This window comes from Streptomyces ruber, assembly GCF_014648075.1.
Lineage (GTDB): Bacteria > Actinomycetota > Actinomycetes > Streptomycetales > Streptomycetaceae > Streptomyces > Streptomyces ruber.
This window is the reverse complement of record NZ_BMQK01000003.1, coordinates 535,507-547,544: the sequence shown is the minus strand read 5'-3', so window position 1 is coordinate 547,544 and position 12,038 is coordinate 535,507. Positions and strand designations below refer to the sequence as shown.

The 12,038-nt window shown below is 71.2% G+C and carries 9 protein-coding genes; 5 read left to right on the top strand and 4 right to left on the bottom strand.

Annotation, left to right across the window (positions count from 1 at the left end; genetic code table 11):
• Positions 1-87 precede the first annotated feature (87 nt).
• The gene (locus IEZ04_RS10630; protein ID WP_189216478.1) at positions 88-963 is read right to left on the bottom strand and encodes a LysR substrate-binding domain-containing protein; all 876 of its coding nucleotides are present in this window, start codon (positions 961-963) and stop codon (positions 88-90) included.
• A gap of 219 nt (positions 964-1,182) precedes the next feature.
• Here IEZ04_RS10630 and IEZ04_RS10625 point away from each other — a divergent pair, with 219 nt between their 5' ends.
• Together IEZ04_RS10625 and IEZ04_RS10620 are read left to right on the top strand one after the other, a co-directional pair.
• Positions 1,183-2,352: an L-talarate/galactarate dehydratase gene (locus IEZ04_RS10625; protein WP_189216477.1), complete on the top strand. Its 1,170-nt coding sequence runs from the start codon at positions 1,183-1,185 to the stop codon at positions 2,350-2,352.
• Between the two features lie 289 nt (positions 2,353-2,641).
• Positions 2,642-2,956, top strand: a complete 315-nt coding sequence (locus IEZ04_RS10620) for a putative quinol monooxygenase (RefSeq protein WP_189216476.1) — start codon at positions 2,642-2,644, stop codon at positions 2,954-2,956.
• A gap of 30 nt (positions 2,957-2,986) precedes the next feature.
• Here IEZ04_RS10620 and IEZ04_RS10615 read toward each other — a convergent pair whose 3' ends face one another.
• Entirely contained in the window at positions 2,987-3,352 is a 366-nt protein-coding gene (locus IEZ04_RS10615; RefSeq protein ID WP_308429790.1) for a winged helix-turn-helix transcriptional regulator, read from the bottom strand.
• Positions 3,353-3,521: 169 nt separating this feature from the next.
• On the opposite strand from IEZ04_RS10615, the gene IEZ04_RS10610 reads away from it, so the two are divergent.
• A complete protein-coding gene (locus tag IEZ04_RS10610) occupies positions 3,522-4,556 on the top strand; it encodes a zinc-binding alcohol dehydrogenase family protein (protein WP_189216474.1) in 1,035 nt (344 codons plus the stop codon).
• Positions 4,557-4,658: 102 nt separating this feature from the next.
• Here IEZ04_RS10610 and IEZ04_RS10605 read toward each other — a convergent pair whose 3' ends face one another.
• Entirely contained in the window at positions 4,659-5,774 is a 1,116-nt protein-coding gene (locus IEZ04_RS10605) for an AI-2E family transporter (protein WP_189216473.1), read from the bottom strand.
• Between the two features lie 238 nt (positions 5,775-6,012).
• On the opposite strand from IEZ04_RS10605, the gene IEZ04_RS10600 reads away from it, so the two are divergent.
• Together IEZ04_RS10600 and IEZ04_RS10595 are read left to right on the top strand one after the other, a co-directional pair.
• Positions 6,013-10,344: a GH92 family glycosyl hydrolase gene (locus IEZ04_RS10600; protein WP_189216472.1), complete on the top strand. Its 4,332-nt coding sequence runs from the start codon at positions 6,013-6,015 to the stop codon at positions 10,342-10,344.
• Positions 10,345-10,886: 542 nt separating this feature from the next.
• The gene (locus IEZ04_RS10595; protein WP_189216471.1) at positions 10,887-11,273 is read left to right on the top strand and encodes a nuclear transport factor 2 family protein; all 387 of its coding nucleotides are present in this window, start codon (positions 10,887-10,889) and stop codon (positions 11,271-11,273) included.
• A 110-nt stretch (positions 11,274-11,383) separates the two neighbouring features.
• Here IEZ04_RS10595 and IEZ04_RS10590 read toward each other — a convergent pair whose 3' ends face one another.
• Positions 11,384-11,965, bottom strand: a complete 582-nt coding sequence (locus IEZ04_RS10590; protein WP_229820934.1) for a TetR/AcrR family transcriptional regulator — start codon at positions 11,963-11,965, stop codon at positions 11,384-11,386.
• Positions 11,966-12,038: the final 73 nt, after the last annotated feature.

Here is a 12,038-nt window from a genome sequence, read left to right as displayed (position 1 = left end):
CCGGAACGTTAAGAGCCGGTTGCGATGCAGGTCCAACACCTTTTCGGCATCCTGTGATACCCGGAGCGCATGATCGGCCCTCCTGGTTCACAGGTGGCGGAGCAGGGCGTGCAGGGCCGGGTTGTCGTTGGCCCGCCGCCACACCAGGTGCAGCTCGACCGGGGTGGGGTCGGGCAGTTCCAGGGGCCGGAAGGTGATGCCGGGGAACCGCATCTGCGCGGCCGCCTCGGGCACGAGGGCGATGCCCCAGCCCGCGTTCACCATCGCCAGCAGGCTGTGCACCTGGCTGAGGTACTGGGTGAACCGGGGGGTGACCCGGGCGTCCCGGAAGACGCTGACCAGCAGTTCGTGGAAGTAACGGGCCTCCACCGGCGAGTACATGAGCACCTCCTGCCCGTCGAGTTCGCCGACGCGCAGCGGTCCGTCCTCCGTGCCGAGCGGATGGCCGCGGGGCACGGCGGCCAGCAGGCCCTCCCGGATGGCGGGGCGGGTCTCCAGGTCGGGTCCGGTGCCGGCGGGACGGATCATGCCGAGGTCGAGCGAGCCCTCGGTGATCGCCTCGAGTTGGTCGCGGGTCACCTTCTCGCGCAGCACGATCTCGGTGCCGGGCATGGTGGAGCGGGCGACGTCGAGCAGCGTGCCGAGCGCGGAGTAGGCGCCGGCCGCGGTGAAGCCGATGGCGATCGCCCCGGCCTGCCCGGCGGAGACCTGCTTGGCGGAGAGGGTGGCCGCCTCGGCCTGGCGCAGGATGTTGCGCGCCTCGTTGAGGAAGGCCCGGCCGGCCGGTGTGAGACGCACGGTGCGGTTGGTGCGGTCCACGAGCTGCACACCGAGTTCGTGCTCAAGCAGCTGGATCTGCCGGCTCAGCGGCGGCTGGGTCATGCGCAGGCGTTTGGCGGCCCGGGTGAAGTGCAGTTCCTCGGCCACCGCGACGAAGCTCACCAGTTGCACCAGTGTGAACAACGATGCCCTCCAGGTATTGAACGATCCAAAAACTAAGTTGGACGTGGATCAATCGCCGACCTTAGCGTCAGGGAAAATCAGCGGGGAACCGCCCCCTCCGGTCCGTACCGCCGCAGCGCGCGGGACCCGCCTGACGAGCGCTTCCCGAGGAGGCGCCGCCGCGCGGGCCCGGCCGGACCCGCACCCGTCCACCGCCCCCAGAGACACGAACTGGTGACCATGACGCACTCAGCCAACTCCGCCGGCCGTCAAGGCGAGGCGACCCTCGACCGCATCGCCTGGATCAGGCTCTCCTCCGTCACCCTGCCGCTGGCCACCCCGATCAGTGACGCCAAGGTGCTGACCGGGCGGCAGAAGCCGATGACCGAGGTGGCCTTCCTGTTCGTGGAGGTGGAGACCGAGCAGGGGCACCAGGGCGTCGGGTTCGGCTACTCCAAGCGCGCCGGCGGGCCGGCCCAGTTCGCCCACGCCAAGGAGATAGCCGACGAGCTGATCGGCGAGGACCCGAGCGACATCGGCCGGCTGTGGACCAAGCTGGTGTGGGCCGGCGCCTCGGTCGGCCGGAGCGGTGTCGCCACCCAGGCCATCGCCGCGGTCGACGTGGCCCTGTGGGACCTGAAGGCCAAGCGGGCCGGGCTTCCGCTGGCCAAGCTGCTGGGCGCGCACCGCGACTCGGTGCGCTGCTACAACACCTCCGGCGGATTCCTGCACGCCCCCGTCGAGGAGGTCCTGGAGAACGCCTCCGCCTCACTGGCCGGCGGGATCGGCGGCATCAAGATCAAGGTCGGGCACCCGGACAGCAAGCAGGACCTGCGCCGCCTGACCGCCGTGCGCGAGCACATCGGGGACGACGTGCCGCTGATGGTGGACGCCAACCAGCAGTGGGACCGGCCCACCGCCCAGCGCATGGGCCGCGCCATGGAGGACTTCGGTCTCGTCTGGATCGAGGAGCCGCTGGACGCCTACGACACCCAGGGCCACGCCGCCCTCGCGGCCTCCCTGGACACCCCGGTCGCCACCGGCGAGATGCTGGCCAGCGTCGCCGAGCACTACGAGCTCATCCGCGGCAACGCCGCCGACATCATCCAGCCCGACGCCCCGCGCATCGGCGGCATCACCCAGTTCCTCAAGCTCGCCGCGCTCGCCGAGCACCACAACCTCCAGCTGGCCCCGCACTTCGCCATGGAGATCCACCTCCACCTCGCCGCCGCCTACCCCATCGAGCCGTGGGTGGAGCACTTCGACTGGCTGGAGCCGCTGTTCGACGAGCGTCTCACGATCAGCGACGGACGGATGCACGTGCCCGCCCGGCCCGGCCTGGGCGTCACGATCAGCGAACAGGCCCGCGCGTGGACGCGGGCGACACACGAGGCCGGCGTCCGCCCCTGACCCCCCGCACCACGTCCACCGACCGCCCGCCGCGCTGCCTCGGCCGGCGGGAACTCCCCCGGCGCGGGCCCCGCTGACCTGGACAGCGCGGGGCCCGCGCCGGCCCTGTCGCGGCCGTCCCCGCCGGACACGTCCGCCGCTTTCTCCGCCGGACACGTCGCGCCCTCCCACCGTGTCCGCGGTCCCGCTGCTATGAACACGGTGTGCGGTGCACGCCCGCCGTCCGGCGAAGTTTGCGCCGCACACTCCCGTCCATGAACATCAGACCCGGCAGGGAAGGCAGCACGCCATGACGGACACCGTCTCCGAACCGCCCGTCGTCCTGATCGCACGCCTGCGCGCGCGGACCGGCAGGGAGGGGGAGCTGAAGGACGCGCTCGCGCCGCTGGTGCGGGCCAGCCGCCGGGAGGACGGCTGCATCACGTACACACCGCACCAGGGACAGGACGACCCCGCCCTGTTCGTGGTGCACGAGGTGTGGCGGAGCGAGGCACACCTGCGCGTCCACTCGGAGAGCTCCCACTTCGGGGAGTTCGTCAGGACGTCGGAGTCCCTGCTGGACGGCGGCATCGCGGTCGAACCGTTCAGGGTGCTCGACGTCTAGGCGTCGGTGCGCACGGGCGGCGGTGCGACGTCACACGGAGGTGGCGCCGGCGATGTCGTCGAGGTGGTCCTCCACCCAGTGCCGCAGGCCCGCCAGCGGTTCGGCCACGCTGCGGCCGAGCGGAGTGAGCGCGTACTCGACGTGCAGCGGCACCGCCGGGTAGACGGTCCGGTCGACGAATCCCCGCTCCTCCAGCCGCCGCAGCGTGTTCGTCAGGACCTTGGGGCTGACGCCCTCCAGGCGGCGCTGCAGCGCGCCGAAGCGCTGCGGTCCCTCCTCCATCGCCCCGATCGCGAGCGCGGACCACTTGTTGGCCAGCAGGTCGAGCACCTCGCGGCACGGGCACTGGGCCGCGTACACGTCGTGGTGGTCGTGCTGGTCCGTCGTACAGGTCATGACCATCCGCGTCTCTCCCTCTCCCCTGTCGCTGCCTCACTTCCCTAAGGGAAGTAAACGCCCTTGAAGGTTACTACCCCTCCGGAGATAGCGTCGTCACGCGTCACCGGCCAGCCGAAGCGCCCGACGGGCCCGACGTGCCCGACGGACCTGAAGAGGAGACACGACGATGAGCGAGATCCGTAACACCACGATGCCCGCGGTCGCCTACCGCAAGAGCCTGCCCGTGCAGGACGACGAGAGCCTGATCGACGTCGAACTGCCGGTGCCCGACCCCGGCCCGCGCGATCTCCTGGTGCGGGTGGAGGCCGTGGCGGTGAACCCCGTCGACTACAAGGTGCGGCGGAACAACGACCCCGGCGGTCACCCCAAGGTCCTGGGCTGGGACGCCGCGGGGACCGTCGTCGCGGTCGGCGACGAGGTCGAGCTGTTCGCGGTCGGCGACGAGGTCTTCTACGCCGGCGCGCTGGACCGGCCCGGTACGAACGCCCGCTTCCACGCCGTCGACGAGCGCATCGTCGGCCGCAAGCCCGCCACCCTGTCCTTCACCGAGGCCGCGGCGCTGCCGTTGACGTCGCTCACCGCCTGGGAGGGCCTGTTCGAGCGGCTGGGCCTGCACCAGGGGGCCCTGGAGAAGACCGGGACGCTGCTGGTGACGGCGGCCGCGGGCGGTGTCGGGGCGATGGTGTCCCAGCTCGCCCGCGCGCTGACCAGCCTGACCGTGGTGGGCACCGCCTCCCGGCCGGAGACCGTCGAGTTCGCCCGCGCGATGGGCGCGACGCACGTGGTCGACCACCACCGGCCGCTGCCGGAGCAGGTGGCCGAGGTGGCGCCCGACGGCCTGGACCACGTGTTCAGCACGGCCGCCACCGACCGGAACCTCGCGGCGTACGCCGACATGCTCAAGCCGATGGGCGGAATCGTCGCCATCGACGACTTCGACGCGGTGGAGATCGGGCTGCTGAAGTCCAAGAGCATCTCGTTCCACTGGGAGCTCATGTTCACCCGCTCCCTGTACCGGACCGCCGACCTGGCGACGCAGCACCACATCCTCACGCAGATCGCCCGGCTCGTGGACGCGGGCATCCTGCGCACCACCGCCACCACGGACCTCGGCACCGTCAACGCGGCCCACCTGCGCGAGGCCCACCGCATCCTGGAGTCCGGCAGCGCGATCGGCAAGATCACGCTCACGGGGTTCTGATCCGGCGGGTGCGGCACCCGGTCCGCCGGCCGGTACGAAGGCCCGGGCCCCGGCAGGAGGTCCGGGCCGGGCGCCTCGCTACGCCTACGCCTACGCCTACGCCTACGCCGGAAGCGTCCCCCCGGCGGGCGTCTCGTCGTCCTCCGGCTCCCGAGGCGGGTCGCTGAGCTGATCGCGCAGATAGTTCCAGACCACCGCGATCACCGCGGCGACCGGTACGGCGAGCAGGCTGCCCACGACGCCGGCCAGGCTGCCGCCCAGCGTCACCACGAGCAGGACCACCGCCGCGTGCAGGCCCAGACCGCGGCTCTGGATGACGGGCTGGAGCACATTGCCCTCGATCTGCTGCACGACGATGATGATCGCCAGCACGATCAGGGCGTCCGTCAGGCCGTTCGACACCAGGGCGATGAGCACGGCGACGAAGCCGGCGAACAGGGCGCCCACGATCGGTACGAACGCGGCGATGAAGGTCAGCACCGCCAGCGGGAGCACCAGGGGAACGTCCAGTATCCACAGTCCCAGGCCGATGAAGACGGCGTCGAAGAGACCGACGAGCGCCTGGGAGCGCACGAACGCGCCCAGGGTGGCCCAGCCGCGCGCGGCCACGGTGGGGATGTCGGTGGCGAGCCGGCCGGGCAGCTGGCGGGTGAGCCACGGCAGGAACCGCGGGCCGTCCTTGAGGAAGAAGAACATCAGGAAGAGCGCCAGGACGGCCGTGACGATGCCGTTGACCACGGTGCTCACACCGGTGAAGAGCACGGTGATCACGCTGTCGACGCTGTCCTGGATGCGGGCGATCGCGGTGTCGAAGGCACTGGTGACCTGGTCGTCCCCGATGTTCAGCGGCGGTCCCGCGGCCCACTCGCGCAGCCTCTGGATGCCCTCGACCACACCGTCGGCCAGCTTGCCGGACTCGGAGGCCACCGGCACCGCGATCAGTGCCACGACACCCGCGGCGACGAGGAGGAACAGTACGGTCACCACCGACGCGGCCAGGGCGGGACGCCACCCGTGCCGACGCAGGAAGCGGGTCAGGGGCCAGGTCAGTGTGGTGAGCAGCAGGCCGACGACGAGAGGCCAGACGATCGACCACATCCGCCCCAGCAGCCACATGGCCACGGTGAGCATGAGGAGCACCAGCAACGACTCGGCGGAGATGCGTGCCGATGTACGGAGCGCGGCGCGGGTTCTTTCGGAACTCAACGTGGCTGACATGGACCCACCTTATTATCGCCGCCGACCACCCACCGTCTGCCTGCTCGGCCGCAACCGGCTGCACGCCGGCATGCCGATCCTCGACTTCCCATCTCGTTCACCCGGCCTTCTCCAGAACGTCGCGGCGCCGCACGCGCCGGCACCGACTGTTGTGCGCGAACCAGCACTTGGGCATGACACCGTCCGACATCGTTGTCACCTCGCATCACCGCACGTCGACCGGAAAGGCACGGACACCATGTGGGCATCCGCCGCACGGCAGCCGGCACCCGAACCGCCCTCGTACCCGCCGGGGCGCCGAAGACTCCTCACGACCGCTCTCGCCCTCGGCACGCTCGTCGCCGGACTGGCCCCGGTCTCCGCGACGGCCGCCGCCCCGCAGCTCCCGGGCCGTGAGCTCTCCGCCTTCGACGCCGTCGACCCGTTCATCGGCACGGAGCTGGACACCTCCCAGAACAAGGGCAACAGCGCGTACGGCAACACCTGGCCGGGCGCGACCGTGCCGTTCGGCATGGTGCAGTCCAGCCCGACCACGTACCGCTCCTCCGACGGAGACCAGAAGGGCGGCTACGAGTACACCGCGGACAGGATCCGGGGCTTCGGCATGACCCGGCTGTCCGGCACCGGCTGCGAGGGCCGCTTCAGCGGCTTCGACTTCCCCGTCCTCCCGTACACCGGTGAACTGAACGACGGTGCCCTCCCCTCCAGCCCGGCCTCCTCCGTCACCGACTACTACCTGGGCTTCGACCACGCCGACGAGAAGGCCGACCCCGGTTACTACTCGGTGGAGCTGGCGGGCGGCGTAGAGGCGGAGCTGACCGCGACCACGCGCACCGCCGTCAGCCGCTACGACTTCCCCAAGGGCGGAAAGGGCGAGAAGGGCACCTCGACGCTGCTGTTCGACGTGGCCGGATCCAACAACCGGGTCTTCGGCAGCGAGGTGAAGGTCGAGGGCAACACCGTCAGCGGCTGGGTGGAGACCGCTTCGGTGTGCGACGAGGGCGGACGCTACAAGGCGTACTTCTCGACCACCTTCGACCGGCCGGTGAAGGCCCACGGCACCTGGCAGGGCTCCGAGCTGCGCCCGGGCGTGTCGTCGGCCGCCGGCGGGGAGACCAAGCACGGCGCGGGCGCCTGGCTCGTCTTCGACCGGGGCGCGAAGGTGACGGCGAAGACCGGCCTCAGCTACGTCAGCGTCGCGAACGCCGAGCAGAACGCCACGAGCGAGACACGCGGCCGCAGCTTCGACCGGGTGCGCGCCGACTCCGCCAAGGTGTGGAAGGACGCGCTCGGCACCGTCGACGCGGACGGCGGCACCCGCGAGGAGCGCGTGAAGTTCTACACCGCGCTCTACCACTCCCTCCTCCACCCGAACGTCTTCGACGACGTCAACGGCCAGTACCTCGGCCACGACGGCAAGGTGCGCAAGGTCGCCGAGGGCCGCCACCACTACGTCACCTACGCGGGCTGGGACATCTACCGCAGCCAGGCGCAGCTGGTCGCCCTGCTGTTCCCGGAGGTCGGCAGCGACATCAACCAGTCGATCACCGACATGGTGACCCAGACCGGCTCCTGGCCCAACTGGCCGCACCTCAACCAGTCGCAGCAGAAGATGAGCGGCGACTCGCTGCAGTCGGCCGTCGCCTCGATCGACGCGTTCGGCAGCACGGACTACGACCGTGCGGCCGCCCTCGCGTCGATGAAGGACACGCAGAGCCTGCCCGCCGACACGACGCGGCGCCGCCACGCCTACCAGTACTTCTCCACCGGCTTCATCGAGAACCGCAAGGGCGACTCCGCGACGTCCAAGACGCTGGAGTACGCGATCGACGACTTCGGCATCGCCCGGCTCGCGAAGCGGCTCGGCGACGAGGAGACGTACGACCGGTTCATGGCCCGGGCGCAGAACTGGCAGAACGTCTTCGACGACCAGAGCGACCACATCCGCCCGCGCGGCCGTACCGGCTTCGACCGCGGCTTCGACCTGGGTGAGCGGGGTGACCAGTTCGAGCAGGCCACCGGCTACCAGTACGGGTGGATGGTGCCGCACAACGTCGGCACGCTGGTCGAGAAGCGGGGCGGCATCGAGGCGGCCACCGAGGACCTGGACAAGCACACCGAGCAGCTCGACGCCGGTGTCTACCACGTCACGGGCGCCTACCTGAGCAACCAGCCCAGCTTCGCCATGCCGTACGTCTACAACTGGCTGCGGCAGCCGCACCGCACGGCGGACGTGCTGCGCCGCGCCGTGGACGAGATGTACGACACCACGCCGTCCGGTCTGCCCGGCAACGACGACCTCGGCTCGCTGAGCAGCTGGTACGTGTGGGCCGGCATCGGTCTCTTCCCCGCCGTGCCCGGCACCGCGGACCTGGTGGTCAGCGGCCCGATGTTCGACCGGGTGGTGCTGGACAGCGCGGACAGCAGGCGGAAGATCACGCTGAACGCGCCCGGCGCCGACCGTGTGCCGTACGTGAAGTCCCTGAAGGTCGACGGTCGGTCCACGACGCGCAGCTCGCTGAGCGAGGACTTCACGCGCAAGGGCGGCCGGCTCGACTTCACGATGTCGTCCGGGCCCGGCACCTGGGGCACGAAGGCGTCCGACGTCCCGCCGTCGTACACGGACGGCGCCGACGCGCGCAACAACATCGGCACCACTCCTGACGGCAAGGGCAATCTCGGCTCCCTGGACCTCAGCGACAACTCCCTCTCCCGTGAGCGGCTCGCCGAGGCGGGCGCGGCCCCGGGCGCGAAGCTGCCGCTCGGTGACACCGGCATCGAGTTCACCTGGCCCGACACGGAGCCCGGCGAGCCCGACAACTGGATCCCGCACGGCCAGCGCATCACCATGAACGGCGCCAAGGCGACCGGCATCTCCTTCCTCGGCCTCGCCACCAACGGCCCGGCGCAGGGCACCGCGACCGTCGAGTACACCGACGGCTCCGCCCAGTCGGTCCCCGTGCAGTTCACGGACTGGACGCCGGGCACGAACCACCAGTTCGGCAACGAGCCCCTGGTGACGACGACCGGGCGCAACCGGGCCGCGGGCGGCTCCGACACCACGCAGGCCAAGGTGTTCGCCACCAGCCCCCGGCTCCTCGACCCGGCCAGGCGGGTCGCGGCGGTCGTGCTGCCGCAGGGCACCGACCAGGGCATCATGCACGTCTTCGACGTCGCCCTGACCGACGACGCGGAGCTGGAGGTCCCCGGCTCGACGCCCGAACGGATCGTCCTCACGCCGACCGAGCAGCCGGAGACCTCGCAGGCCGTGACCTGGCGCACGGGCGCGGCGGTGACCGCGGGCGAGGTGCAGGTGCGCGAGGCCGGCACGGAGAAGTGGCGGACGGTCGCCGCCCGCGCCAACGAGGAGCTGAGCGGCTCCGGGGTGCAGGTGCGCACGCACTCGGCCGTCGTCGACCGGCTCTCCCCCGGCACCGCGTACGAGTACCGGGTGGGCACGGGCCGCTGGTTCAGCGACGCGTACACGTTCACCACGGCACGTCCCGCGGGCGAGGAGTTCACGTTCCTCTACTTCGGTGACGCCCAGAACGAGCTGTCGGCGAAGTGGGCGCCCGTGGTGAAGCAGGCGTACGAGCGTTACCCGGAGGCCGTCGGCAGCGTCAACGCGGGTGACCTGGTGAACACCTCGGGCAACGACAGCGAGTGGCGCGACTGGTTCGGGGCCATGGACGGCTACAGCCAGACCGGCAACGTCATCGCCGCGCCCGGCAACCACGAGTACGCGGGCGACACCTTCCTCAGGACGTGGAAGTCGACGTTCGAGTACCCGGCCAACGGCCCGGCGGGGACGCCGGCCAAGGACGACACCCCCGCCGAGCGGCAGCGCGCCGCGTACGAGGCGCACATGGCGAAGGCGCTGGCGGAGACGGCGTACTACACCGACTACCAGGGCGTGCGGTTCATCTCCCTCAACGCCGGCACGGGCGACGCGCGCCGGCTGATGACACCGGACGACCTGCCGGCGTGCAGCGAGAACTGCCCCGACCCGGAGAAGCTCTGGCTCGGCCTCCAGGGCCGCTGGCTGGACGAGATCCTCTCCGACAACCCCGACAAGTGGGCGGTCGCGGTCTTCCACCAGCCCGTCTTCTCCGGTGCCGAGGGCCGCGACGAGAAGCCGGTGCGGGACGCCTGGCTGCCGGTGTTCCAGCGCAACGACATCGACCTGGTGCTGATGGGCCATGACCACGTGTACGCGCGCGGGTACGTCGACGAGGACGCCACGTCCACGCCCGGCGTGACCACGGGCCCCGTCTACACGGTCGCCGTCTCGGGACCCAAGTACTACGAGCAGGCCCCCGAGGACGACAACGTGTGGACCCGCAACGGTGCCACGCAGGTCTTCCGCGCCGGACACACCTCCACGTTCCAGGGGATCAAGGTCACCGAGGACCGGATCAGGTACGAGTCGGTCGTCGCCGCGAAGTGGGACGACCGGTCGACCACGGACAAGGAGGTCGGTGAGGTGATGGACGCGTTCACCATCACCAAGGACGACGACGGCACGAAGTACGTGACCGAGGACGGGGTGGCGGTGCCTGCCCGCAGGTAGGGGGCCCGAGGGCCGTCCCGCCGGCACGCCGGACGTCCGTCCGCGGGGCCACCGGTCGGGGTGGCCCCGCGGGCGCGACCGCCCGAGCGGCTGGTGCCGGAGACCGCGCGGCGCATCGGTCTGCTGTCCGAGGAGCCGGGTTCCGTCGCCCGGTCCGCCCGTACCCGGATGCGGCCGGCCCCGGTGGTCGCCGGCACCGCCCGCACCCAGCCCGCGCGCCCGCACAACGTACTGGTCCCCACGGACGGCCGACGCACACCGCGGGACATGGCCTTCGCGCTGGGCCGGGGCCTGTACCCCGTCATGCTCGGCCTGAGGCGCCCGGAGGAACCGGGGCTCGTCCAGTGGGAGGACCCGGCACCCCGGCCCACGCGGCCGAGCACCGCGTCCCGCGTACGGAGGGCCCGCCCGTACGGGCCTGTCGCGACCGGCTCGGAAGCGCCGCCTTCCTCGCCGAACCGTGGCGGGGCGGCGGCAACCCGGCTACTTTCGCCCGTGACGCACCGGATCGCACCGGATAGCACCGGATCGGAGGCGTACACATGAGCGACTACAACGCACAGCGGCGTGTGGGCGAGGCCTTCCTCGCCGCGTTGGCGAAGGGCGACTGGGACGGCATCCGTGCTCTGCTGCACGCCGACGCGGTCTGGGTGCTGCCCGGTGACAACACCGTGTCCGGCCGGGCCGAGGGAGCCGGGGCCGTCGTGGAGCGGGCGCGGCGGATCGCGGGCTACGGGGTGTCGTTCGAGCTGTTGCACGTCCTGGTCAGCGCGGAGAACGTGGCACTCTCGATACACAACACCGCCCGCAGGGGCGACACGGTCCTGGACCAGCACCTCGCCACGGTGTGCCGGCTGCGGAACGGCAAGGTGGAGTCCATCGAGACCTACCTCTCCGACGTCGACGGCATGAACGCCTTCTTCGTCTGAGACGAGCGCCCGGCAGCCGCCCGCACCGGGGCACCGGCACCAGGTACCGGTCCGTGGGACCGGGGCGTCGGAGGGGACGCTCCGGTTCCCTTCGCGTGTCTCCCGTTCCGTCAGGTGCCGGTGAAGGGCAGCAGGTCCACCAGAGCCTCGATCTCCGCCTCGTCGGGCACCCGCTCGGCGAAGACGACGCGGTAGAGGACGAACCCGAGCCAGCTGTCGATCACCGTGGCGGTGCGCAGGTCCGCGGGCAGGTCACCGCGTTCCCTGCCGCGGTCGAGCAGCCGGCCGCCGGGCTCCAGCCGGGCGGCCAGGAGGTCGCGCAGACCGGCCCGGCCGGTCTCGCCCTGCTCCACGAGGGCGCCGGCGACCACGCTGGGGTCGCCGAGCAGGGTCAGCGTGTGCACCAGCCCGCTCAGGTAGGCGATCGCGTCCGCGCGCGTGTTCCCGGTGTCGGGCAGCGGCCCGGGCGCCAGCCGGTCGGCGACCGCCTCGGTGACCACGGCCGCCTTGTTGGGCCACCAGCGGTACAGGGTCATGCGCGCGACCTGCGCGCGTTCCGCGATCCGTTCCATCGTGACCCGGTGGTAGCCGAGTTCGGCCACCAGTTCGCGGGTCGCCCGCAGGACGGCGGCGTGCGCGTCCGGGTCACGGCGGCGGCCGCGCCGGGAGCGGGCGACCGGTTCCTGGGTCATCACGTCTGCCTCCGGTTCGGTTCGACGGAATGATTGAAGGAATAACTAGACAGTACGTATCGTATATAAATGA